The sequence below is a fragment of the Pseudomonas pichavaramensis genome, assembly GCF_050473265.1.
Lineage (GTDB): Bacteria > Pseudomonadota > Gammaproteobacteria > Pseudomonadales > Pseudomonadaceae > Aquipseudomonas.
On record NZ_JBJKFJ010000009.1, the window covers coordinates 107,660 to 132,747 of the forward strand.

Annotated in this window: 19 protein-coding genes; 5 read left to right on the top strand and 14 right to left on the bottom strand. The window is 65.3% G+C overall.

All coding sequences use genetic code 11. The features are described 5' to 3' along the window. Positions 1–80: 80 nt before the first annotated feature. The 3 genes from ACJRW5_RS15940 (at position 81) to ACJRW5_RS15950 (ending at position 4,324) form a co-directional block, all read left to right on the top strand. A complete protein-coding gene (locus ACJRW5_RS15940; RefSeq protein ID WP_484571481.1) occupies positions 81–587 on the top strand; it encodes a sigma-70 family RNA polymerase sigma factor in 507 nt (168 codons plus the stop codon). Next, positions 584–1,525, top strand: a complete 942-nt coding sequence (locus ACJRW5_RS15945) for a DUF4880 domain-containing protein (RefSeq protein WP_484571482.1) — start codon at positions 584–586, stop codon at positions 1,523–1,525. Before ACJRW5_RS15940 ends, ACJRW5_RS15945 begins: the two co-directional genes overlap by 4 nt. A 369-nt stretch (positions 1,526–1,894) precedes the next feature. Continuing rightward, positions 1,895–4,324: a TonB-dependent receptor gene (locus tag ACJRW5_RS15950; RefSeq protein ID WP_484571483.1), complete on the top strand. Its 2,430-nt coding sequence runs from the start codon at positions 1,895–1,897 to the stop codon at positions 4,322–4,324. A 279-nt stretch (positions 4,325–4,603) separates the two neighbouring features. On the opposite strand, the gene ACJRW5_RS15955 is transcribed toward ACJRW5_RS15950, so the two are convergent. The 12 genes from ACJRW5_RS15955 to ACJRW5_RS16010 form a co-directional block, all read right to left on the bottom strand. Next, positions 4,604–7,000, bottom strand: a complete 2,397-nt coding sequence (locus tag ACJRW5_RS15955) for a TonB-dependent siderophore receptor (RefSeq protein WP_484571484.1) — start codon at positions 6,998–7,000, stop codon at positions 4,604–4,606. Positions 7,001–7,221: 221 nt separating this feature from the next. After that, positions 7,222–8,145, bottom strand: coding sequence for a FecR domain-containing protein (locus ACJRW5_RS15960; RefSeq protein WP_484571485.1), 924 nt, complete (start codon positions 8,143–8,145; stop codon positions 7,222–7,224). Then, positions 8,142–8,636 (bottom strand): sigma-70 family RNA polymerase sigma factor, encoded by a 495-nt coding sequence (locus tag ACJRW5_RS15965; protein ID WP_484571486.1) that lies wholly within the window; start codon positions 8,634–8,636, stop codon positions 8,142–8,144. Before ACJRW5_RS15965 ends, ACJRW5_RS15960 begins: the two co-directional genes overlap by 4 nt. 277 nt (positions 8,637–8,913) lie before the next feature. After that, positions 8,914–11,391 (bottom strand): TonB-dependent siderophore receptor, encoded by a 2,478-nt coding sequence (locus tag ACJRW5_RS15970; RefSeq protein ID WP_484571487.1) that lies wholly within the window; start codon positions 11,389–11,391, stop codon positions 8,914–8,916. A 199-nt stretch (positions 11,392–11,590) separates the two neighbouring features. Continuing rightward, on the bottom strand, positions 11,591–12,547 hold the full coding sequence (locus ACJRW5_RS15975; protein ID WP_484571488.1) for a FecR domain-containing protein: 957 nt from the start codon (positions 12,545–12,547) through the stop codon (positions 11,591–11,593). Next, entirely contained in the window at positions 12,544–13,062 is a 519-nt protein-coding gene (locus ACJRW5_RS15980; protein ID WP_484571489.1) for a sigma-70 family RNA polymerase sigma factor, read from the bottom strand. The genes ACJRW5_RS15975 and ACJRW5_RS15980 overlap by 4 nt, the downstream gene beginning before the upstream one ends. A gap of 235 nt (positions 13,063–13,297) precedes the next feature. Beyond that, a complete protein-coding gene (locus ACJRW5_RS15985) occupies positions 13,298–15,697 on the bottom strand; it encodes a TonB-dependent siderophore receptor (RefSeq protein ID WP_484571490.1) in 2,400 nt (799 codons plus the stop codon). A gap of 86 nt (positions 15,698–15,783) precedes the next feature. Further along, entirely contained in the window at positions 15,784–16,722 is a 939-nt protein-coding gene (locus ACJRW5_RS15990) for a FecR domain-containing protein (protein WP_484571491.1), read from the bottom strand. Continuing rightward, positions 16,719–17,204 (bottom strand): sigma-70 family RNA polymerase sigma factor, encoded by a 486-nt coding sequence (locus tag ACJRW5_RS15995; protein ID WP_484571620.1) that lies wholly within the window; start codon positions 17,202–17,204, stop codon positions 16,719–16,721. The genes ACJRW5_RS15990 and ACJRW5_RS15995 overlap by 4 nt, the downstream gene beginning before the upstream one ends. Positions 17,205–17,462: 258 nt before the next feature. Then, positions 17,463–19,868 carry a TonB-dependent siderophore receptor gene (locus tag ACJRW5_RS16000; RefSeq protein ID WP_484571492.1) on the bottom strand — a complete coding sequence of 802 codons (2,406 nt, stop codon included), beginning with the start codon at positions 19,866–19,868 and terminating at the stop codon, positions 17,463–17,465. A gap of 186 nt (positions 19,869–20,054) precedes the next feature. Further along, complete coding sequence (locus ACJRW5_RS16005; RefSeq protein ID WP_484571493.1) at positions 20,055–21,005, bottom strand: FecR family protein; 951 nt, start codon at positions 21,003–21,005, stop codon at positions 20,055–20,057. Then, a complete protein-coding gene (locus ACJRW5_RS16010; RefSeq protein WP_484571494.1) occupies positions 21,002–21,502 on the bottom strand; it encodes a sigma-70 family RNA polymerase sigma factor in 501 nt (166 codons plus the stop codon). Before ACJRW5_RS16010 ends, ACJRW5_RS16005 begins: the two co-directional genes overlap by 4 nt. Positions 21,503–21,625: 123 nt before the next feature. On the opposite strand from ACJRW5_RS16010, the gene ACJRW5_RS16015 reads away from it, so the two are divergent. Then, positions 21,626–21,841, top strand: coding sequence for a dodecin (locus ACJRW5_RS16015; RefSeq protein WP_484571495.1), 216 nt, complete (start codon positions 21,626–21,628; stop codon positions 21,839–21,841). On the opposite strand, the gene ACJRW5_RS16020 is transcribed toward ACJRW5_RS16015, so the two are convergent. Then, positions 21,810–22,787 carry an SDR family oxidoreductase gene (locus ACJRW5_RS16020; RefSeq protein ID WP_484571496.1) on the bottom strand — a complete coding sequence of 326 codons (978 nt, stop codon included), beginning with the start codon at positions 22,785–22,787 and terminating at the stop codon, positions 21,810–21,812. The two genes, ACJRW5_RS16015 and ACJRW5_RS16020, sit on opposite strands and share 32 nt — an antisense overlap. Positions 22,788–23,176: 389 nt before the next feature. On the opposite strand from ACJRW5_RS16020, the gene ACJRW5_RS16025 reads away from it, so the two are divergent. After that, positions 23,177–23,755, top strand: a complete 579-nt coding sequence (locus ACJRW5_RS16025) for a hypothetical protein (RefSeq protein WP_484571497.1) — start codon at positions 23,177–23,179, stop codon at positions 23,753–23,755. A gap of 6 nt (positions 23,756–23,761) precedes the next feature. Here ACJRW5_RS16025 and ACJRW5_RS16030 read toward each other — a convergent pair whose 3' ends face one another. Next, positions 23,762–24,991, bottom strand: a complete 1,230-nt coding sequence (locus tag ACJRW5_RS16030) for a nucleoside recognition domain-containing protein (RefSeq protein WP_484571498.1) — start codon at positions 24,989–24,991, stop codon at positions 23,762–23,764. Positions 24,992–25,088: the final 97 nt, after the last annotated feature.

Here is a 25,088-nt window from a genome sequence, read left to right on the forward strand (position 1 = left end):
GTCCGGCAGCCCTGAGGTTGCCAAGCGCCACGGGACGAATGACAATGCGAGTCATTGTCATTTGATTCCTGTTGGCGCCCATGTCTTCCCATCACCAGGCTCTGCACAGCCTCTACCACGACCACCACAACTGGCTGCAGGGCTGGCTGCGCCAGCGCCTGGGCAACCGCTGCGATGCCGCCGACCTGGCCCAGGACACCTTCGTCCGCCTGCTGCGCGCCGGCAATGCCGCGAGCATCCGCGAACCCCGCGACTACCTGGCAACGGTGGCGCGCGGGCTGATGGTCGACCTGCTGCGCCGGCGTTCGCTGGAGCAGGCCTACCTCGACGTGCTGGCCAGCCAGCCGCCGGCCCATCAGCCCGACGCCGAGCAGCAGGCGCTGCTGCTGGAGGCGCTGATGGAAGTCGACCGCCTGCTCGCCGGGCTCGGTGCCAAGGTGCGCGAGGTGTTCATCCTGTCCCAGCTCGACGGCCTCACCTATGCGCAGATCGCCCGGCACCTGGGCATCTCCCTGCGCAGCGTGAATACCTACATGGCCCGCGCCGTCGAACATTGCTGCCTGCTGCAGGCCGGCTGGCAGGCATGAGCACGCCCTCGGCCAGCCAGCAGGCCGCGCTCAAGGCCGCCAGCCGCTGGTATGCACGGCTGTGTTCCGGCAGCAGCAGCGCCGCCGAGCAACAGGCCTGGCAGCACTGGCACGACGCCGATCCCGCGCACCAACAGGCCTGGCAGCAGATCGAACAGCTGCGCGCGCAACTCGGCCTGCTGCCGGCACAGATCGCCGCCCCCACCCTGCGCGGCGCCGCACAGAGCCGCCGGCGCGTGCTCGGCAGCCTGCTGCTGGCCGGCGTCGCCCTGCCGCTGGGCTGGCTGGCCTGGCGCAGCGACAGCCGCCGCTACTGGACCGCCGACTACCGCAGCGGCGTGGGCGAACAGCGTCACTGGCAACTGGCCGACGGCAGCCAGCTGCTGCTCGGCAGCGCCAGCGCCGCGCAGTTCGACAGCGCCCGGCGCCAGCTGCAGATTATCGAGGGCGAGGTGCAATTGGAGATCGCCAGCCAGCCGCAGGCGTTGCAGGTGCAGACCCGCGACGGCCTGATCCGCTGCAGTAGCGGCCGTATCAACCTGCGCTGCGACGAGCACGGCAGCCGCATCGCCCTGCTCGAAGGCAGCGCCGCAATCAGCAGCGCCGCCGGGCAGCAGCAGCGCCTGCAGGCCGGCCAGCAACTGCGCCTGCAACGCGGCCAGATCGGCGCGCCACAGCCGCTGGATGCACGCAGCACGGCCTGGGCCAGCGGCAGCCTGCTGGTCCTCGACCAGCCGCTGGGCGAAGTGGTCGCGGAGCTGGCGCGTTACCGCCACGGCATCCTCCGGGTCGACCCGGCGCTGGCCGGGATGAAAGTCTCCGGCAGCTTCCCCCTGCTCGACAGCGACCGCGCCCTCGCCGCCCTGCAACACCACCTGCCGCTGCAGGTGGTACGCCGCAGCGCTTATTGGGTAACCCTGGTGCCACGCGGCGCGTGAGCAGGCTCCCACAGCCGGTAGGGCGTGCTCGCGGGTGTACTCGGCTTTGGCCTCCTGCATCCAGGCCGTCATCGTACGTAGGGTGTACTCGCGAAGCAGTACACCGAGCGGGGGTTACGTGCATGCCCATGGTGGATTGTTCGTGGCATTTACCTGTCGCCGAGGCGTGCACTTCGGCCCCGTCCGGTGGACTGTTCGCTACGCTCCGAGTCCACCCTACGCTCCGAGCGGCCGGCGCACCGGGCCACCCTACGTGCGACGCTCCTGAGCAGCGGCGAAAGAAATTTCCCCATCATTTGCACTTTTTGCCGCGCTGCTTCGGCCCTCCCTGCAAACAATCACTCAGCGCCTTGCCGCCAGGGATCCGCCATGCCGTCACCTCGCTCCATTCGTTCGCCGCTGCGCACCGCCATTCGTCACGCTCTGCTCTGTTCCGGCTTGTTGCTGGGCGGCAGCCTGCCGCCATTGGCGCTGGCTGCGCCGGCGGTGCAGCAGTACCAGATCGGCGCCGGGCCGCTGGCCGAGGTGCTGGGCCGCTTTGCCAGCGCCGCCGGCGTCGCCCTGTCGTTCGATGCCGCGCTGTTGCAGGGCCGGCAGAGCAACGGCCTGCAGGGCCAGTACGGCGTCGATGAAGGCTTTGCCCGCCTGCTGCAAGGCAGCGGCCTGCAGGCGGTGCGTCAGGCGGAGGGCATCTACGGCCTGGCGCCACAACCGCAAACGTCGCCGGCCAACCGCGCGCCGCGCCAGGCGCCCGCCGAGGCGCTGCGCCTGCAGGACACCGAGGTCACCGTCAGCACCCTGCGCGGCGACACCGCCGTGGGCCAGACCAGCCAGCGCGTCACGGTCATCGACCGCCAGCAGATTGAGCGCCAGCTGGCCCTGAGCAGCGACCCCGGCGCAGTGCTGGCCAACCTGATTCCGTCCTACTCGCCGAGCCGGCAGAAGCTCTCCAACTCCGGCGAAACCCTGCGCGGGCGTACCCCGCAGTTCCTCGTCGACGGCGTGCCGCAGGCCAGCTCGCTGCGCAACGACGGGCGCAGCAGCTACACCATCGACCTGGCCCAGGTCGAACGCATCGAGGTGATCCACGGCGCCTCGGCCGAGCACGGTGGCGGCGCCACCGGCGGCATCATCAACTTCATCAGCCGCCGCCCCAGCGGCAACGGCGTGCGCCAGCAGGCCGGGGTCAGCCTGGAGAGTGACGACGCCTTCAGCGGCGACGGCCTCGGCTACAAGTTCAACTACCGCCTCAGCGCCCAGCAGGGCGACTGGGAGGCGCTGTTCGGCAGCACCTGGCAATCACGCGGGATGTTCTACGACGGCGACAACACGCGCATCGGCGTGGCCTATCCCGGGGAAATCCAGGACACCCGCGACCACGACCTGATGCTCAAACTCGGCTACTGGATCGACGACGCCCAGCACCTGCAGTTCAGCGCCAACCACTACCGCCTGACCGGCAACAACGACTACCTGCCGGTGCTCGGCGACCGCGACGCCGGCATCCCCAGTACCGCCGAGCGCGGTGACGTGCCCGGCGAGGCGCCGTTCAACGAGAACCGCCAGTACAGCCTCGACTACAGCCACGAGGACTGGTTCGGCAACCTGCTCGACGTGCAGCTGTACAAGCAGCGCTATCGCGGCCAGTTCGGCGCGCTGCTCAGCGGCTCGTTCCAGGACCCCAGTATCGCCCCGGTCGGCACCCTCTGGGAGCAGAGCCGCAGCGACTCGGAAAAGCTCGGCGGCAAGCTGACCCTGCGCCGCAAGGGCATGTTCGACGGCCTGCTGGACCTGGCCGGCGGTCTCGATCTGATGCGTGACGAGGGCGAGCAGAAGCTGGTGCAGACCAACCGCAGCTACGTGCCGCCGTCCACCTATGACAACCAGGCCGGTTTTCTCCAGGGCGACCTGCATCTGGGCGAGCGCCTGACCCTGATGGCCGGTGTGCGCCGCGAGCATGCCGAGCTGGATGTGGATGACTTCCACACCGTGTGGGGCACCAATAACGCCGGCGGCGTGGACGTCGGCGGCGGCACTGTGTCCTTCAGCAAGACCCTGAGCAACTACGGCTTCACCTACCAGGCCATGGACTGGGCGCAGCTCTACGGCAGCTACTCGGAAGGCTTCGGCATGCCCGACATCGGCCGCGTGCTGCGCGCCGTCGACACGCCCGGGCAGGATGTGGAAAACCTGCTGCAGCTGGAGCCGATCATCACCCGCTCCAACGAGCTGGGCCTGCGCCTGAACTTCAGCGATGTCGACGTCGAACTGAGCTACTACGAGTCCTCGTCCAACCTCGGCGAACGCCTGTCGGTAAACAGCGGCGGCAACTATGTCGCCAACCGCGAACGGGTGGAAATCCAGGGCTACGAGCTGACCGGCAACTGGCGCATCAATCCCGACCACAGCCTGCACGCCAGCTACGCCCACAGCGAGGGCGAGTCGGACACCGACGACGACGGCAAGGTGGACACCAGGCTGACCGGCCTGAACATCGCCCCGGATCAGCTCAGCCTGAGCTGGAACGCGCAGTGGAACGACGACTGGGCCAGCTACCTGCAGTACCACCTCTACCGCAGCCGCGAGTTCGACGACCCGCGCCTGAAGTTCGACGGCTACGCCATGCTCTCGGCCAGCGTCAGCCGCCGCCTGCCGGTGGGCAGCCTGTCGCTGGGCATCGACAACCTGCTCGACGAGGACTACTTCACCTACTACTCGCAGTCCGCACGGGTCGCCGACGACTACAACTTCAAGGGCCGCGGCCGCACCTTCACCCTGGGTTATCAGGTCGAGTTCTGAGGGGGCTGTGGATAAGCACGGACTGATTCCGCGCCCACCGCGTCAGTCCTGAGCAGCGCGTGTGGGGCGGAACCACCATCGCCCGCAAGCGGGCTCCTACGTGACCTGCAGCGCTGTAGCACCCTCTCCCCCGGCCCCTCTCCCATGAATGGGAGAGGGGAGAAATGCCCTGCCCCGCGCCCGCAGGCGCCGGCTTGCCGGCGATACCGGGCCACCGGCAAGCGAGATAACCGCACCCGGGCGAAGCACTGCCCGCCCGGGCGCGGTTATCCACAAGGCTCAGAACTGGTGGCTGAGGCTGGCGGTGAGGCTGCGTGGGGTGCCGTACCAGCCGCGCGCGCCGATGGCGCTGTAGTAACGCTCGTCGAGGGCGTTGTTGAGGTTCAGCGAAACGCTGGTCTCGGGGCTGAAGGCGTACTGCGCCATCAGGTCGACCACGGCGTAGTCATCCTGATGGAAGGTCGCGTTGTTCGGCCCGGCGCCCTTGAAGTACTCCTCGCCTTGCCAGCGCACGCCGCCGCCCACTTTCAGTTGCGGCAGTGCAGACAGGCGATAGCTGGTAAACAGCTTGAGGGTGTCGCGCGGCACTTCGCTGGTCAGGCGCTCATCGTCCGAGTCCTTGATCACCGCATAGCTGTAGCTGGCCGAGACCTGCCAGTCCGGCAGCAGCTCACCGGCCATTTCCACCTCGAAGCCACGGGTCTTGGTGCCGGACTCGGGGAGGGAGTAACCGGGGTTGTTCGGGTCGGCCACCGGCAGGTTGTCCTGCTGCACCTCGAACACGCTCAGGCCGGCGGTCAGGCGCTTGTCCCAGAACTCGGCCTTGAGGCCCAGCTCGTAGTTCTCGCCTTCCTTGGGTTCGAGATAGGTGCCATCGGCCTGCTGACGGTCCTGCGGATTGAAGATGGTGGTGTAGCTGGCGTAGGCCGACCAGTTGTCGTTGAAGTCGTAGACCAGGCCGACATAGGGCGTGACGATGCCGTTCTCCTGCTCCTTCGAGCGGCTGACATCGCCGTTCGCCAGAGTCCGCGAGGAGGTATCGCGCTGCCAGTCGATGACCCGCGCCCCGGTGATCAGCGCCAGATCGTCGCGCAGGCTCCAGCGCACGGCCGCCACCAGGCCTAGCTGGGTTTCGTCCAGGGCGTCTTCCACAAATTTGTTATGGATAGCGTCAGGTACCGCCAGCGAGCCATCCCAGGTATGGATGTTGTCGATATCCTGGAACGTCCACAGCGGATAGCCGCCATTACGGTAGTAAGCCCGGTGGTGGCTGGCGCCCAGGTACAGCTCGTGTTCGCGGGAAAACAGGCTGAAGGGGCCGGTGGCCGACAGGTCGAACGAGGTCTGCCGGGGCTCGCCGGCCCAGCGCCCGGTCCAGGTGCTGATGCCGCTGCCGTCGGCGTTGACCGTGCCACTGGCTGCGGTGGCGAAGGCGTCGTCATAGCTGCGGCGGCTGTGCTCGGCGTTGAATTTCAGCTGCCAGCCATTGCTCAGCGCCTGTTCGAGGGTGGCGAACAGCGTTTTCGTCTCGCGCTCGTGGTAGCTCCAGTCGGCGCCGGAGTTGAACGAGCGCGACGGTTTGAAGTGGCTGCCGTCGCTGTTGTACATCGGAAAGCCGTGGTTGCCGGCGCCGTCGTTGTCCATGTCCTGATACTCGGCGCCGACGGTCAACATTGTGGTATCGCTGATGTCCCACTCCAGCACGCCGTAGGCCACCTGCTTTTCCAGCGCCTGGCGGTCGACATGGCTCTTGCTGTCGGTCTTCGCCGCAACCACCCGGCCGCGTACGTGGCCGCTTTCCGAGAGCTTGCCGGAGATGTCCAGCTCGCTGCGGTAGTTGTCCCAGCTGCCGGCCTGCAGGGTCAGTTTGCGCTGCGTCTGCAGGGTCGGCTTCTTGCGGATCAGGTTGACCGTGGCACTGGGGTCACCGGTGCCCGACATCAGGCCGGTGGCGCCGCGCACCACTTCGACGCGGTCGTAGATGGCCATGTCGGCCAGATCATCGTTGAAGCCATAGGTGCTGGGGCGGCTGATGCCGTCGACCTGGATATTGTCGATCGGCAGACCGCGCACGTAGACCTGGTTGGCGTCACTGCCGGCGGGGCCCATGTTGTTGGCCACCACACCCGGCGTCTGTTCGAGCACCTGGGTGATATCGGTGAGGTTCTGATCCTCGATCTGCTGGCGGGTCACCACGCTGACCGCCTGCGGGGTTTCGCGCATCGACAGGTTGAGGCCGGTGGCCGTGTTGGCCGAGGCGGTGGTGTAACTGCCCGTGCCCTCGGTGGTGGCGCCCAGCTGGCCGCCGGTGACCGTCGTCGCGCTCAGCTCCAGCGCCGCGTCGGCTTGCCCACGCACCAGCACATAGCGCTTGTCGCCGGCCCTCTGCACGCTCAGGCCGCTGCCCTGCAGCAGCCGGGCAAAGCCTTCTTCCACCTCGTATTCGCCGTGCAGGCCGGCGCTTTCCAGGTTGGCGGTTTCGCCGCTGCCGAAGCTCAGGGTGACGCCACTGGCGGCGGCGAACTGGCTCAGCGCGGCGGCCAGGCTGCCAGCGGGAATGCTGTAACTGAGCGGCGCGGCCCAGGCACTGGCAGTCACCAGCAGCGAGCCGGAAAGGCTCAGCGTCAGTGCGGCCTGGCGGATGCTGCGGGCGAGCGGGGAAGGGCAAGCGGACATCGGGTGGCTCCTGAACAATTGGCAATGGCGGCGTCTGCGCGCGCGTGCAGAGGGAGCCGAACAGGCAATGAGAATCTGTTACCGATGGATAAAAAAACTTTCTGCGCCGACAGGCAGGTAGCCCGGATGAAATCCGGGACGGATGGGGCGGCATAACAGACCGCCCCGGATTTCATCCGGGCTACAGAGCGGGTGAGCCCTGCTGAAGCGAACCGCCGCGACTACGCGCCGCGCTGTTCGATACGCACCCAGTAGCGCGTCAGGCGCTGCACCCTGACCGGCAGGGCGTCCTCCAGGCTGGCCAGAATGGCCTCCTCGTCATCCAGCTGGAAGGCGCCGGACAGGCGCATGGCGGCCACCTGCGGGGCGCAGCCGAGGTAGCCGTGGCGATAGCGCGACAGCTCTCCGAGCAGGCGATCCAGCCGCCAGTCGACTGCCACCAGCATGCCCTGGGTCCAGGCCGAAGCATTGCCGGCCGCCGCCTGCACGACGCCGGCGCGCTGCGCACTAAATTCCACCCCCTGCCCGGCCTCCACCCGCGTCGGCGCGGCCGTGGCCAGGCGCGGCTGCACCTCCACGGCATGCTCCTCGACCACGACCTCGCTGCGGCCATCGCGCTGGCGCACCACGAAGCGCGTGCCCAGCGCACGGATGCTGCCCTCGGCGCTCTGCACCCGCAGCGGGCGCACATCCGCCGCGCTCTGCACGAGGATTTCCCCCTGCTGCAGACGGATCAGGCGCTGCGCCGCATCGAAGCGGATATCCACCCGGGTGTCGGTATTCAGCTCAAGGCGGCTGCCATCGGCCAGCATCACGCGGCGACGCTCACCGATCCGGGTGGCGTAATCGGCACTCAGCGGCGAGACGCGATAGCCCTGCCAGCCGACCACGCCGGCGCCGAGCAGCACAGCCAGCGTCTTCAGCGCCGTGCGCCGGCCCTGACGCGCGCCCTGCAGGGCGGCAGCGGCCAGCTGCGGCGCGGCCACGGCCAGGCGCTGCTGCAACTGCTGCAGGCGCTGCCAGGCCTCGGCATGCCGTGGGTCGGCGTGCAGCCAGCGCTGCCAGGCCTGCTCGGTGGCGGCATCGGCCTGGCTGTCGTTGAGCCGCACATACCAGTCCACCGCCTCGGCGAGAATCGCCTTCATCCCTCCTCCAGCAGCAGGCAGTGCAGCAGCGCCTTGGCCAGGTGCTTGCGTACCGTGGTCACGGAAACGCCCATGCGCAGCGCGGCCTTCTCGTAGCTCAGGCCGTCGAGCTGCACGGCCAGGAAGATGCCCCGCGTGCGCTCGCCCATGCCGTCGAGCATGCGGTCGATGGCCTCCAGGCTGTCGAGAATCAGCACCCGCTCCTCGGCCGCCGGCGCGTACTGCTCCGGGCGCAGCGCCAGCGCCTCCAGATAGGCCTGCTCCAGCGAACGGCGACGATACAGATCGATCACCAGCCCCCGGGCCACCGTCACCAGATAATGCCGCGGCTCACGCAGCGTGCCGGCACTGCGCGCCTGCAACACCCGGACAAAGGTGTCCTGCGCCAGATCGGCGGCATCGGCCGAATTGTTCAGGCGCTGGCGCAGCCAGCCATTCAGCCAGCCGTGGTGGTCGCGGTAGAGCGCATCCAGCTGAGCGTGCGTGGACATCCCGTCTCCTGCCGAAAGTTGCGAATAAGAATTTGTCGCAATTCTAGCGAGGAGAGCAGGGGTTGGGAATGGGGGATCGATTCTGCCGGCCGATGGTGCCCACACTCGGCGTGGACAGCGCCGCCATGATGCTCCGCATCATGCTCTGGTAGCTGAGTCACAGAGACGGGCGCGGAGCGCCCTGAGAGGCGTTCCCACGCAGAGCGTGGGAACGATCATCCATCATCGGCGACGGAGCGGTCCGTGCGCCAAGCGCTCGGCCGAGTGGCTGCGGCAACTAGAACTGATACTTGGTAGTGAGCATCACGTTGCGCGGTTCGCCGTAGTAGCCACTGTAGAAGGTGGTGTCCAGCGCGCTGATGTACTTCTTGTCGAAGACGTTGTTGACGTTGAGGGTGGTCGAAAGCTGGTCGGTCAGCTGGTAGCGCGCCATCAGGTTGACCACGGTGAACTGCTCCTGCTTGGCCTTGACGGTGCCCATGGCCGTGCTCGGGGTGACGGTGATGTGGGTACCGCTCTGCCAATTGGCGCCGCCACCGACCGTCAGGCGATTGAAGTCGCCCGGCAGGCGGTAGGTGGTCCACAGCTTGACCATGTTGGCCGGGGCTTCGGTGTTGATGCGTTCGTCGTCGGAGTCCTTGGTGATGCTGTGGTTGTAGCTGGCGGCGACGTTCCAGCCGGGTATCAGCTCACCGTTCGCTTCCACTTCGAAACCACGCGTGGTGGCGCCACTGACGGCCTTGTAGGCGGACGTGGTGGTACCTGGAACGACTTGGCCGGGGTCGACCACGGCCAGGTTGTCCTGCTTGACTTCGTAGGCCGCGATGCTGGTGTTCAGGCGCCCACCGAAGAACTCGCTCTTCAGGCCGATCTCGTAGTTGTCGCCTTCGCGTGGGTCCAAGGTCGCGCCGCTGGCGTCGCGTACGCTTTGCGGCTTGAAGATGCTGGTGTAGCTGGCGTAGACCGAGTGGATGTCGTTGAGGTCGTAGACCACACCCGCGTAAGGCGTGACCACGCCGCTTTCGCGGTACTGGGTGTTACGGTTACTGGCCGGGGTCAGCACGTACTCCACGTCGTAGTTGTACTTGTAGTTGCTGGCGCGTGCGCCAAGGATGATCGACAGGTCATCGGTCGGGCGCAGGCGCGTGGCAATGTAGGTGCCGCTCTGGTAGATGGTGGTGTCGCCGTCATAGAGCTTGCCGTTGCTGGTGTTCGGCTCGTTGGTGTAGTTGTCCCAGTCGTAGAAGTTGACGTAGGTACCCTCGATGGCCGTGCCGCGAAGGGGCGAGTGACGGTTTTCGTAGCGCGAGAAGTTGTAGCCGACGATCAGCTCATGCTGGCGACCGAACAACTGGAACGGGCCCTGGGCCTGGACGTCCAGGCCGCTCTGCTTCTGCCAAGTGCTGCCCGCGCCGCCGTACAGGCGCACGCCGGCGCCGGTGTTGATGTCGGGAAAGCCCCAGCTGGCGGTGGCCAGCTTGTAGTTGTCGCGCTTGATGTACATCTGGTTGACGGCAACCTTCAGGCTCCAGTCGTAGGCCAGCTTCTGCTCGATGCTGGCAAAGGTGTTCAGCGCGTCCTGCGGGTTGTGGCTCCAGCGTGCGGCGCTGTTGGTAGAGCGCGAGAAGTTGGTTTGCTTGCCGTTGCTGTAGAACAGTGGAAAAGCCACCGAAGACGAACCCTGCGGGTCGTTCTTCTGGTAGTCGGCGCCTACCGTGAACAGGGTGGTGTCGGTGAGGTCGGCTTCCAGAATTCCGTAGAAAATCTGTTTTTCCTGGGAGTAATGATCGACGTAGCTGTTGTTCTGCTGGTAAGCCGCTACCATGCGGCCGCGTACGTTCCCGGTCGGGGTCAGTGGGCCGGACAGGTCGACTTCGGTGCGGTACTTGTCCCACGAGCCGACGCCCGCGCTGACATGCCCCTTGAACTCGGCGGTGGGGCGCTTGCGCACCATGTTGATGGTGGCCGAAGGGTCACCTGCGCCAGTCATCAGGCCAGTGGCGCCGCGCAGTACTTCGACACGGTCGAAGATGGCCATATCGGCCAGGCTCTGTGCCGACACCTGGCTGACGATGTCCAGGGTGGTGGGAATGCCGTCGAACTGATAGCTGTCGACTGAGTAGCCGCGCGAGTAGATGTTGAAACGTTCGCTGCCCAGGCTCTGTACCGACAGGCCAGGGGTTTGCTGGAGCACTTCGGTGAGGTCGTTCAGGCCCTGGTCGTCCATGCGCTGGCGCGTGACCACGCTGATCGACTGCGGCGTCTCGCGCAGACTCATGGGCAGCTTGGTCGCGGTGCTGGTCACGCCCGTGGTGTAGCTGCCGCTGCCTTCGGTGGTGGCGCCCAGCCGCGCGCCCGTCACCGTGGTCGGCCCCAGCTCCAGTGCATCGCCATCCTGCTGCGCCACGGCCAGCGCATAGTTGCCGCCCTGGTTGAGGGCGCGCAGCCCGGTACCGGCCAGCAGCAGAGAGAAGCCCTCTTCCACCGAATAACTGCCATTGAGCCCCGGGCTTTGCTTGCCGGCCGTGAGCTGGGCGTCGACCGACAGCAGGATGCCGGCTTCGCTGGCGAAGCGGTTCAGCGCCTGGTCGAGATTGCCGGCGGGGATGGCGTAGCTGCGCGACTGCTCGCTGGCGAAAGCCTGGGTCACTGGTATGGCCAGCAGCAGCGGGCCACCTGTGAGCAGGCCGGCAAACAGGGCATGGCGAACCGCGAGGCTCAGCCGGGAACGGGTGGAAGCGGGCAGATGCGGCATTCTGGACAATCCTCTTGAGAATGCTTCTTGGTTGAATTCAAGAGGTATCCCGAACGAGTCGGCAAAACCGACAAGGGCTGCAGAAAAAATTTAACGAGACATTCCTGGCCGGCATAGCGCCTGCCTGAGCGCTATTCGTAGGGCGCGCCATGCGCACCGCCCGGACGCCTCAATACAAGGCCGGTGCGCATGGCGCACCCTACGCCGGGCCGACCGTCACCCAGTAACGCGTCAGGCTGTGCACCTTGACCGGCAGTGACTGCTGCAACGCTGCCAGCACACGGTCGGTGTCGGCCAGCGGGAACACGCCGGTCAGCTCCAGCCCGGCAACGGCCGGGTCGCAGCGCAGCACGCCGCGGCGATGGCGCGACAGTTCGGCGAGGAACCGGCCCAGCGGCATACGCTCGGCGATCAATCGGCCCTGCTGCCAGGCAATGCTGTCGGCATTGGCCGGAGCCACCGCGCCCAGACGGTTGGCCGAGAACCAGCGCCCCTGGCCGGCCTGCAGGCGCACCGGCGGCATCGCCCGCGGGCGCAGTTCCAGCTCACCCTCGAACAGTTCGACCTGGCTGCCCTCAGCCATCTGATGCACCGAGAAGCGCGTGCCCAGCGCCTGGATTTCTCCGGCAGCCGTCTCGACGATCAGCGGGCGCCCGGCCGGGTCCTGGCCACTGTCGAGCAGCAGTTCGCCGTCGAGCAGGCGGATGCGCCGCTCGCTGGCACTGAACAGGATGTCCACCGCGCTGCCGCTGTTCAGGCTCAGCCGGCTGCCGTCGGCCAGGGTGCGCTGCAGGCGCTCGCCGGTGCCGCTGCGCAGGTCGGCCATGGCCTCGCGCCAGGACAGTTGCGACTGGGCGAGGTAGCCGCTGCCTCCTGCCAGCAACAGCACGCCGAGCAGCTTGAGGGTCTGTCGCCGGCGCGCGTCGGGCAGCTCGCGCAGCACCGCACAGGCGGTGTCGGCGGGCACCCCGGCCAGGGTGCCCTGCAGTCGCTGCAGACGCGCCCAGGCCCGCCCGTGTTCCGGGTCGGCGCTGCGCCATTCGGTGAAGCGACGCTGCTGCTCGGCATCCAGTTCGCCGCCCCAGTGCAGCATCAGCCAATGGCTGGCCTGCTCGACGATGGCCGGGGCGATGGGCGCGTCGCTGCCGGTCTTCATTCGGCGTAGAGCACCTGATAGCAGGCGGCAATGGCGCGCTGCATGTACTTCTGCACCGAGCTGACACTGACCTGCAGGCGCTCGGCGATCTGTGGATAAGTCTGCCCCTCGAACTGCGACAGCAGGAAAGCCTCGCGCACCCGGGCCGGCATGGCATCGAGCATGTTGTCGATCTGCAGCAGGGTTTCGATCACCATGGCGCGCGTCTCCAGCGAAGGGGTTTGCGGCTCCGGCAAGGCCGCGAGGCTGTCGAGATAGGCCTGCTCGATGCGCTGCCGGCGCCACTGGTCGATCACCAGATTGCGCGCGATCTGCGCCAGAAAACGCCGCCCCTCGCCCTGCTCCGGCAGACGCCGGCTGACCAGCAGACGCAAGAAGGTGTCCTGGGCAATATCGGCAGCGCGCTCACGGTCGCCCAGGCGCCGGCGCAACCAGCCCTGCAGCCAGCCATGATGGCTGTGGTAGAGCCGGTGCACGTCATCGTGCAGCGATGAGGGCGGCAAAACGCTGGACACCTGAGACTCCCTGGCAGGTCAATGCGGATAAGAATTGATCGCGATTGTAGGAGAGTGGTGGCTATTTGGGAACCGCTGCCGCGGTGATCAGCGCTCGGGCCGCGCAGGCCGTTGCCTGGGCTGAGCGCAGCGATACCCGGAGCAGATGCGCCTGCGCAGACGGACTAGGGAGAAGTCCGACCGCAGGCGCTCTGCGCTCCCGGAGAGGGTATGCGGGAGATGGCCCCGAGCCGGCTCAATAGGTGTAGCTGAGGGAGGTCATCACGTTGCGCGGTGCGCCGAAGGCGACGTTGTCTCCGGCGATAGCGAGGTAGTACTCCTTGTTGAACAGGTTGTTGATGTTGACCGAGGCAGACAGATTTTCGCTGATGTCATAGCGCCCCAGCAGGTTGACCAGCATGTAGCTGCCCTGCTCGGCCCGGGCATTGTCATGGGTGCGGCTTTCCCAGTTGAAACCGCCACCGATGGTGAATTTGTCCAGTGCGCCCGGCAGTCGGTAGGTGGTGAAGGTCTTCACGCTATGCAGCGGCGCGCGGGTGAGAATGCGCTCATCGTCGTCGTTGCGGCTTTCGCTGTAGGCGTAACCGCTGCTGAACTGCCAGCCCTCGGCCAGCTCTCCGGCCAGCTCCAGTTCGACCCCTTCGGTGGTCGCGGAAGTGCCGATGTAGCTGAACGGAATGGCCTCCCAGACCGCCAGGTTCTCCTGTTCGGTTCTGAACAGGGAAAAGCTGGCGTTGAGGGCTCCGTCATTGAAGCTGGCCTTGATACCGGCCTCGTAGCTGGTGCCCTCGGTCGGATCGATGGGCGAATTCGAGTACAGGTTGGTCAGGTAGTCATGCGGCTGGAAGATCTTGGTGTAACTGGCATAGACCGCCCAGGTCTCGTCGAGATCGTGAACGATACCTGCGTAGGGGATGAAGATCCCACTGCGTTTGTCTGTGGTCTTGGTGCGAGCGCCGCTGCTGTAGGTGACCGCCTCGCGGCTGTTCTTCCAGTCGACTACCCGACTGCCAAGTAGCAGCTTGGTGTCGTCGCTCAGGTGCAGGCGTGTGCTGATAAAAGCGCTGCGCTGGTTTTCCCGGGTATCGGATTTTCCCGTCTTGGTGAAGGACGGCTTGGGTACGTCGTCGGTCCAGGCACTCAGGTTGGGGTTGTTGAACGCAGGCGAGAGCCGGGTAGTGCTGGGCGCATAGGTATCGAGTTGCGAAAGGGTGAAGCCACCGATCAACTCATGCTCGCGACCGAACAGCGAGAATGGCCCGGTGACGTAGGTGTCCAGGCTGTCCTGCTCGCTGTGCCCGATATAGCGCTGGAAAATCAAGCCCGGCGTGGTGTTGGTCGCCTGATTGGCTGCTCCGCTCAGGCCAGCACCGGTTGCATCATGCTTGTAGTCTGCGTAGCTGAGTTCGCTTTTGATGCTCCAGCCGGAGTCGAACTGGTGCTCGATGGAGGCGAAGACATTCTGCAACTCGTGGTCGTAGTAAGCCCAACCCGGGGTGTCGTTATCACCGGCGTCGGCACCGGTGCCCTGACCGTTGCTGTAGAACAGCGGGAAGGTGTTGGTCTGTGAAGTGGTATTGCGCTTTATCTGGCTGGCACCGAGCGTAAGGATGGTCGACTCGCTCAGGTCTGCTTCAAGGATGCCGTAGTACGTCTGGTACTCCTGCTCGAAGTTGTCGGTCCAGCCGTGCTGATGTTTGTAGTCGGCGACAAACCGACCGCGCAAACCACCGTTCTCGGTCAGTGGGCCGGACACATCGGCAGTGCTGCCGTAGCGATCCCAGGTGCCTGCTTCCGCATTCAGCTTGAGCTGTGGCTGGAAGGTCGGACGCTTGCGAATCATGTTGACGGTGGCGGACGGGTTGCCCAGACCGCTCATCATGCCCGTGGCACCTTTGACGAGCTCGATCCGGTCATACAGCGCAGTGCTCTGCACGTAGTTGGACATGGACGCCGAACTGGGCACGCCATCCACCTGGTAGTTACGGATAGCCGAACCTCGTGCCCAGATCTGCGGACCGTCGCCGCCACCGGAAAATGGTTTGACGATCACGCCAGTGGCCGCATTGAGTGCGTCGGGCAGATTGTCCAGGCCCTGATCTTCCATGCGCTGCTGGGTCAGTACCGTGATCGACTGCGGCGTCTCCTTCGGCGACAGATTGAGCCGCGTGGAGCTGCTGGTGGAGCCGGTGGTATAGCTGCCGGTACCTTCGGTAATCGACCCCGGCGCCTTGCCGGAGATGCTCATTGTCGACAGCTCCAGTACATCGCCGGCGACGCTCCCCGGCTTGATACCGAAGCTGTCTGCCCCCGTGCTGACCGCCTGTAGCCCGCTGCCTGCGAGCAACTGCGCGAAGCCCTGCTCGACGCTGTAGCGGCCTTGCAGGCCCGGGCTGTGCTTGCCGTTGGTCAATGCCGCATCGAACGACAGCAGCACGCCGGCCTCGTTGGCGAAACGGCCGAGCACTGCGCCCAGCGGGCCGGCGTCGATGGCGTAGGTGTTCACCTGTTCCTCGGCCCGGGCCTTGCCGGCATCGCTCAGCAACGGCTGCACGAAGCCGGTGTGCAGGGCCAGGGTGGCGGCGAAGATGGCGATGGCCAGGGGCTTTCTGGCGTGCGGCTGGGTATGCGACATGACGGCTCCTTCAAATGCCGGTGATTCGGTTTGCAGGAGAGGTCGAGCGAGATTGGAAAACCGACAATCGCGAATGAAAAATATTTTCAACTGTTGGCGGTGACCCTGACCCAGTAGCGCGTACGGCTATCGATCCGCACCGGTAGCGCCTGGGCGATGGCCGCCAGGGCACGGTCGGTGTCATCCAGCGGGAAGGCACCGGACAGACGCAGGCCGGCGACGTCCTGCGCGCAGGTGATGACACCGGGGCGATAGCGCTGCAACTCGGCCAGGGTACGGTCCAGGCGCCAGTCGTCGATCACCAGGCGGCCCTGGCTCCAGGTCGACAGATTCGGGTCGGCGGGCTGCGGGACGCCCAGCTTGCGCTCGTCGAAGCTCAGGCGCAGGCCAGCGTCGACGCGCACTTCTGCGGCATTCGGCGCGTTACGCACGGCCACCGCATGCTGCAGAACCTCGAGCTCGGTGTGGTCATCGAACTGACGCACGTTGAAGCGGGTGCCCAAGGCGCGCATTTCACCGTGGGCGCTGCGCACGATGAACGGGCGCGAATCCCTGGCCGTTTCGATCAGGATTTCCCCCGCCCGCAGGATGATCAGCCGTTGCTGGGCATCGAAGCGGATATCCACCGCACTGGCGGTATTGAGGGTCAGGCGGCTGCCGTCCGCCAGGGTCAGCTGGCGGCGCTCGCCTGTGGCGGTGCGCTGGTCGGCGAGCCAGATCGGGGTTTGCCGGTAGCCGCTCCAGGCCAGGCCGGAAACGCCAAGGCCTAGTACCAGCCCCTTGAGCAACGTGCGGCGGCTGGCCTGCACGTCACTGCCCAGAGCCCGCCGCGCCAGTGGCCCGGGCAGCCCGGCCAGCCCGCTCTGCAGGTTTTCCAGACGCCGCCAGGCCCATTGATGCAGGCTGTGCTGCCGATGCCAGGCCTGCCATTGCTGGCGGGTCTCGGCACAATCCGGCGCGGCGCCGAGACGGGCGTGCCATTGAGCGGCATCGCGCAGGGCCAGGCGCTGCTCGGCGGCGTTCATCCCTCGGCATCCAGGGCGAACAGCAGGCACTGCTCGGTGGCCCTGCCCACGTACTTGGTCACCGAGCTGACCGACACGCCGAGGCGCTGGGCGATCTCCGCATAACTCAGGCCCTCCAGCTGCGCATAGAGGAACGCCTGGCGCACACGAGGCGGCAGGCCGTCGAGCATGGCATCGATCTGCAGCAGGGTTTCCAGCATCAGCAGGCGCTGTTCCGGGGAAGCGGCCTGCAGCTCGGGCTCCAGGCTCAGGGCTTCCAGGTAACTCTGCTCCAGGCTGCGTCGGCGCAGATGGTCGACCATCACCCGCTTGGCCACCGTGGCCAGAAAGCTGCGCGGCTGGCGCAGCGGATGGGCGACGGTGGATGCGATCAGGCGCACGAAGGTGTCGTGAGAAATATCCTCGGCCCGCTCGCGATCACCCAGACGCCTGCGCAACCAGCCTTGCAGCCAGCCGGCGTGATCGCGGTAGAGACAGTGCATTTCATCGTGCAGCGACGCGCGGGACACTCTGATCTTCCTTGCCCAGAACAATGCAGATAAGAATCGATTGCGATTGTATGTGGCAGGTCGGAGGATGGCAATTGCATAAGCGGCGCTATGGACGCGGAGCGTCCGAGGCAGTGTTCCACGCGCAGAGCGCAGGAATGATAGGGCAGGGACGAATCGGCAGAACACTGTGGGAGGCGCTTCAGCGGCGAGTCTTTGTCGCGGCTAAAGCCCCTCCCACCGACATCGGGCTTACCAGTTGTAGGTAACGTCAGCTGTCACGGTTCGCTCCGCACCGACAAGGCACGCCGAGCTCAGGAAGCAGCCAGCCACGTAGTACTTGTCGGTGAGGTTCTTCACGTTGGCTGCAGCGGACAGCCCTTCGAGCGAGGCATCTGCCTTGCCGAAGTCATAGCGGATCATGGCATCGACCACGGTGTAGCTCGGTACCTTGAAGGTGTTCTGCGCATCACCGAAGGTGTCGCCGGTATAGCGCGCCCCTACCCCGAAACCAAGGCCTGCCAGTGGGCCGGATTGCAGGGTGTAATCAGTCCACAGCGAGGCCAGATGTTCCGGTACGCGCACTGGGGTCTTGCCTTTGTTGCTGACACCAGCTGTATTCGGGTTGTCCTTGGTTACCTCAACGTCGTTGACCGTGTAGGAGGCAATCACGTTGAGCCCTGCCATGGGTTTGAGCACGCTTTCTATCTCTATCCCGCGCGAGGTGACCTCGCCCTCCTGCACGCTAAAGCCAGGGTTGGCGGTATCGGTCGTCAGCACGTTCTGCCGACGCAAGTCGAAGGCCGCCAGGGTGACGTAGCTCTCCGAGCCGGTGGGCTGATACTTCACACCAACTTCATGCTGCTTGGCGGTTTCAGGCTTGAACTGTGAGCCGCTGACGTCATTACCACTGGTCGGGGTGAAGGATTCGGCGTAGCTGATATAGGGGAACAGACCGATATCGAAGAGGTAGCCGAGCCCTACACGGCCGGTGAAGTCTTCGGCATCGGTACTCTGATGGGTATCGAGCAAGCGATTCTTGGTGTCAAGGCTGGCCCAGTCATAACGTCCGCCGAACGAGGCCACCCAGTTATCCAGTTTGATCTGATCCTGCAGGTAAACTCCCAGTTGGCGATTCTTTTGCGAGGTGCTTAGCCTGCTTGTGTACTGCGATGTATCGATGACTACGTTGTGGTCGGGGTTGTAGATATTGATCGACGGTGCATCACCCGTCTGGGTAAAGGCGTTCCGTATGCCCCGTTGGTAGTCGACGCCCATCAGCAGGGTGTGGTCGAGTGGGCCGGTTTCGAACTTACCGAGCAACTTGTTATCCAGCGCATAGTTGTCGCTGTCGTAATCGCGCATCTGGTAGTAGCGGGCAATGGTATTGCCGTTGATCACTCCACTGTTGCGGTGAAGTGCGTCCTGATCGCCGACATAGTGGCTGTAGCGGAAGCTCTGTTGGAACGTCCAGTGCTCGCTCAGATTGTGGTTCAGCTCGTAACCGGCATTGGTTCGCTCTGCTGTCTCGACATCGAAACCTGACTCGTTTAATGAGCGGCTGCGAGATAGGCGTCCATTAGGGTTGGAGCCGTCATAGACTGAGTACGGCAAGTTGCTGGTGAACAGGTTCTCGTTGCGCTGGTAGGACGTCAGCAAGGTGAGCGAGGTATCGTCGCCGATGTTCCAGGTCAGGCTGGGCGCGATGTAGGCACGATCGTCCTTGATGTTGTCGATACTGCTGTTGGCATCGCGGCCCAACGCTACCAGTCGATAGCTCAGGGTGCCCTGCTCATCAAGGGTGTCGCCGATGTCGAGGCTGATCTGTTGGCGATCATTGCTGCCGGTGGAATAGCCGATTTCACGATGTGCTATGAAGGTCGGCCGCTTGGAGACGAAGTTGACCGTGCCGCCTGGCGAGCCCTGCCCGTAGAGTACGGAGGATGGGCCCTTGAGCACCTCAATACGCTCCATGCCGAAGGGTTCGGGCGCGTAGTAACCAACCTCGCCGTTACGCAACCCATCGGTGTACGCATTGGTATTGATCTGCTGAAAGCCTCGTACGGTAATGGTGTTGTCGGTTGGGTTGTTGCCAGCCACGTCAGAGCGTACGCCACCGGTATAGGCCAGACCGTCGCTGACCGTCTGCACGCCCTGGGCTTTCATGCGGTCACGGGTGATGACCGATACCGACTGGGTGGTTTCCATCAACGGCGTATCGGTCTTGGTCGCCGTGATGGCGCGGGTGGCCAGATAACCACTGACTGGTCCCTGCGGGTTTTCCTGGGCAATACCGGTGATATTGCTGGGACTCAGCTCCAGCGCATCCGCACTATCACCCGCCGCAACCACGCTGAAACTCCCGCCTTCGGTCACCACCAGGCGCAAGCCGCTGCCCGTCAGCGCCTGGCGCATCGCCTCGGGCGCCGACATCGTGCCGCGAATCGCCGCTGCCTGTTTGCCGCTGACCAGCGCCGGGTCGAGCGAGACTACCTGGCCGCTCTGCCGGGCGATGGCGTTGAGGGTGGCGCCCAGGCTGGCGGCCGGGAGGTCGAAGGTCAGTGCCTGCTGCTGTTCGCTGCTGTCCGCCAGAGCGGTGGTGAGTGGCAGGCCGGCAGCGAGCGCGACGGCCAGGGCGAGGGGCCAGGGTTTGAGCACGGGGTTCTCCTGAATGTGTGTGTCGTCAGGAGAGAGGTGCGACGAAAGATGAAAACCGGACACGCCTGCGAAGAATTTTCATTAAATATTTCTCTGGCGTCTTCTGCGGCTGAAGGCGCTACTGCTTTTCACGGCCACGCCGGACTGTGCGAGGCGGCAGTGCTAAACGGCCACCCGTTGACTGCGTTAACCCCGCGGCCCGATCAGGGTCAGCCAGGGGCCGTAGCTCTCGACCTTGAGCGGCAGCGTCTCGGCCAGCGCCTTGAGCGTGCGTTCGCTATCATCCAGCGGGAACACGCCCTGCACGCGCAGGCCGCGCACTTCCGGGGCCAGGCGCAGCAGGCCGCGGTGGTAGGGGCGCAGGGCGTCGATCACGCTCTGCAGCGGTTCGTCGAGCACGCTGAGCTGGCCCTGCTGCCAGTCGGCGCGATAGCGCTGGTCGCCATCGAGGCGCTGGATACGCACCTGACGCAGCTCGGCGGCCTGGCCGGCCTGCAGATCCAGTTGTTCACCGCTGGGCAGAGACACGCGCACGGCATGCTCCAGTACCACCACACGGGTCGAATCGGCCTGCTGCTCGACCAGAAAGCGCGTGCCCAGCGCCCGTGCGTCGCCCTGTGCGGTACGCACGACAAAGGGCCGCGTGGCATCGGCCGCCACCTGTACCACCAGCGAACCCTGGCGCAGATGCAGCAGGCGTTGGCCGGGCGAGAAGTCGAGGTCCACGGCGCTGCCGGCGTTCAGGCTCAGGCGGCTGCCGTCGGCGAGGGTCAGCTCGCGGCGCTGGCCGGTGCCGGTACGCAGGTCGGCGAGCAGGGCCTGGCCGTGATCGCTGCGCGCCGCCAGCCACGAACCGCCGCCGAACAGGCCAAGGCCGAGCAGCCCGCGCAGCACATCGCGGCGGCCGTGGCTGGGCTGCAGCAGCGGTTCACGCAGGCTGGCTGGCGCGCTGCGCACCCGCTCATAGGGCTCGCCCAGGCGGCGCTGCAGTTCCTGCCAGGTGTGCGCATGCGCGGGGGCCGCAGCCAGCCAGTCGTGGAAGGCCGCCTCGGTTGCCGCATCGCTGCGCCCGGAGCGCAGGCGCACCATCCACTCGATAGCCTGCTCGACCACCGGCTGCAGCGCTTCGTCCGTCATGGCTGCAGCTCGCTCAGCCAGCACTGGCGCAGGGCCTGGGTCATGTAGCGGCTCACGGTGCGCTCGGAAACGCCCAGGCGGCGGGCAATCTCGACATAGCTGAGGCCGTCGAGCTGGCTGTAGAGAAAGGCCTGCCTCACCACCTGCGGCAGGTCGCAGAGCATGCGGTCGATGCGGGTGAGTGCTTCGAGCAGCAGCAGTTTGTCTTCCGGCGACGGCGCGACCGCTTCCGGCAACAGCGCCAGGCGTTCGAGATAGGCCTGTTCCAGGCGCTGGCGACGGTAGCGGTCGTAGATCAGGCGGCGCGCCACGGTGGAGAGAAACGCGCGCGGGCGCTCGAGATTGGTCGGGTCGATGCGTGCCGTGAGCAACTGGCAGAAGGTCTCCGCCGCGGTGTCTTCGGCATCGGCACGGTTACGCAGCTGGCGCTGGATATGCTGCAGCAGCCAGCGGTGATGGTCGCTGAAGAAGAAACCGAGCTTGGAGGGGGTCGACACGGTGGCGTCTCATGGTGAATGAGAATTCGTCGCATCTTAGCGATGTGCCACCTTGCCTGTAAATGAAACCTCTGCACGGGGGGCTAGTCTTGAAGATGAACCCCTCAATTTCAGGAGCTGAACATGTCCAACCATCACACTTACAAGAAGATCGAAATCGTCGGTTCATCGCCGACCAGCATCGAGGAGGCCATTGAGAACGCGTTGGCCGAATGCGCCAAGAGCGTGCGCAACATGGATTGGTTCGAGGTGGTGGACACCCGCGGCCATATCGAGAATGGCAAGGTGGCCCATTATCAGGTCACGCTCAAGGTTGGCTTTCGCCTGAGCGGTAGCTGATGCCTTGAGCGTTGAGGAAGGCGATCAAGGCTTCGCGGCTGTTGTAACGCGGCTGATAGCCGAATTCTTCTTTCAGGCGCTGGTTGGCCAGCACGGGCCGGTAACGCAGGAAGTCCAGCTGTTCCGGGCCGTACTGGCTCAGCCCCAGTGGTTTGAGCAGATGCAGGGCGCCGGCGAGTAACGTCGCCGGTAGCGGGCGGTAGGGTTTGCCGAGAATGGCGGCGATTTCCGCCAGGCTCAGGGCGCCATCGCCGGCCAGGTTGTAGATGCCTTCCCGAGCGTCCTCCAGGCCCTGGCGGATGATGCCGACGACGTCCTGTTCCCAGATGAACACGAAGCGGCTGGCGTGGCCGCGTACGCCCAGCACCGCGCGTTTCCTGAACAGATCGCTGATCGGGTTGTTCAGTCGTTTGCCAAGAATGGTGCCGGGGCGCAGGACCAGCTGGCGAAGTTGCGGGTGGTCGTTGCGAGCGCGGGCCAGCAGTTGTTCGATTTCGAGTTTGTGCCGGGCGTAGGCGAAGCGCGGATGCCCGCGCAACGGGTGGCTTTCGTCGATCCACTCGGCGTTATCGGGGGTATAGCCGTAGGCTGCGCCGGAGCTGGTCACGATGAGCTGGCGCACGCCATTGGCGACGGCACTGTCCACCAGGCATTGGGTACCACCAACCTCGATGGCATGCAGATGCGCTTCGCTCATGTCGCGTGGCGGGCGAATCACGGTGGCCAGATGGACGATGGCATCCGGTTGCCAGCCGCTGATGCAGGCGCGCACTTGCGCCGGGCGCCCCATATCCAGCAACACGGGCTCGATATTGGCTTTCAGCCCGCGGCTGTCGAGGGGACGGATGTCGGCGGCGATCAGCGACCACTCGGGATGCTGGATGGCCAGTTCCTCGAGTAGTTGGTGGCCGATGAAACCGGCGGCGCCGGTGATCAGAACGCGCATGGGGGGCTCCTGGCGGTGCGGAGGCGAGGCCTTGGCGGGGAAAGTTGTTTCCTGATTGGCAACGATGCTCAGCCAAGCGGGTCGCCCGGATGAAATCCGGGAACGATCGGCGGCATAGCAAACCGCCCCGGATTTCATCCGGGCTACAGGACAGCGCCAGCGGCGCTCGATTAGTCCGGCTGAAGCTCATAACTAATCAGGAGTTGTTTTACCCTCTGTGCAGACTAGTCCCGTGGGCTGCAACGGTCAGTGGCACAGGCGGTCAGCGGTCATGGCGATTCACGTCAGGCCGACCAACGGTGTGTCGCTGCTCACAGCGGCGGCGGGCCTGGGTAGCGAGGTGTGGCTGGATCGGGCAAGCTGCCCGCGAGAATTCAGGGAGGAATGTCATGTTCAGACTCATCTTGCTGCTGAGCCTGTTGTCACTCGCAGGTTGTGTCGACAACGAACCGCCGCTCGCCGAGGAACGGCAGTTGCTGCTCAGCGGCGAAGACTTTGCCGCGTATGAGGCGCCGGTCGATGGCCGGTACCAGAAGCTGGTGAGCTATGCCTCGCGGACCATCGATCTCAGCTTCGAGAGCGATGACAGCGACTGGTTCTATCTCTACAGCGGAGTCTCGCTCTACCCGAACGCAGGCGATGCGTTTATGACCAGTTACGCCGAGACCTTTGGCGCCTCCCTGGGCCTGCGTAACAGTGGGTTGGAGCAGCAGGAAATAGCCTTCGAGACCGAACTGGCCAGCCGCGCCAGTCTGCAGTTGCTGACTCAGGATGGAGAGCCGGTGGGCAACCTGTTCTATGCCACGGTGGGCAAGAAATCCATATTCACCATCTTCACCGGCATCTACTTCGACCAGAGCGAAGACTTCGCGGCGTTCATCGCGCCCAAGCTACTGACCTTGAGTGAATATCAGCATGCCGATCCGCTGCTGACCTGGGCGGGCCGGACGCTCGGCGTCAATGACTAGCAGTCCTCAGCCGAAGAACCAATAGCACACGGCGATAGCGGCGATGATGCCGGCGGCATCAGCGACCAGGGCACAGCCGACCGCATGGCGGGCGCGCTGCAGGCCGACGGCACCGAAGTACACGGCAAGCACGTAGAAGGTGGTTTCCGTACTGCCCTGTACCGTGGCGGCGAGCAGAGCCGGGAAGCTGTCGACACCGAAGTTCTCCATGGTCTCGATCAGCATGGCGCGTGCGGCGCCGCCGGAGAACGGTTTGATCAGCGCGGTAGGCAGGGCATCGACGAAACGGGTGTCCCAGCCCAGCGTTTCGATCAACCAGCGAATGCCATCCAGGCCATAGTCCAGGGCGCCGGAAGCCCGCAGTACCCCGATGGCGCAGAGCATGGCGACCAGATAGGGCAGCAGGTTCTTGGCAACGTCGAAGCCTTCCTTGGCGCCCTCGATGAAGCTCTCGTAAACGGCGACGCGGCGTAGCGCGCCGACGATCAGAAACAACAGAATCAGACCAAACAGGGTGAGGTTGCCGAGCAGCGATGACAGCGCGGCCAGTGCCGTTGCGCTCATGCCGGCGAGCAGTGTCATGAAGCCACCGAGCAACAGTGCGCTGGGAATCAGGTAGGCCAGCACCACCGGGTCCCACAGACGCAGGCGCTGCATCAGCGCCACGGCCAGCAGGCCAGCCAGGGTCGAGGCGCTGGTAGCCAGCAGGATGGGCAGGAACACCAGCGTTGGGTCTTCGGCACCTTGCTGCACGCGGTACATGAAGATCGACACCGGCAGCAGGGTCAGCGACGAGGTGTTGAGGACCAGGAACAGGATCTGCGCGTTGCTCGCCGTGGTGGCGCTCGGGTTGAGATCCTGCAGGGCACGCATGGCCTTGAGACCGATGGGCGTGGCGGCGTTGTCCAGGCCCAGGCCGTTGGCGGCGAAGTTCATGCTGATCAGGCCCAGGGCCGGATGGCCGCGCGGCACCTCGGGCATCAGGCGGGCGAATAGTGGCCCCAGCAGTCGTGCGAGCAAGTCGACCAGACCGGCCTTCTCGGCGATGCGCAGCAGGCCGAGCCAAAGGGTCAGGGTGCCGAACAGCACCACCATCAGCTCGACCGAGAGCTTGGCCATGGCGAACAGACTTTCGACCATGGCGCCGAACACACTGGCGTCTCCGCCAACCAGCCAGCGCACCAGGGCCGCGATAGCGCCCAGTACGAAGAAGCTCAGCCACAGGCCGTTGAGCATTGCGATCCCCCTTAGCTCGAAGTCGCGAGCGACGCCTTCCTTGGTGCTCTTCTCCCTGGGGGAGAAGGTGGCGCGAAGCGCCGGATGAGGGAGGGCA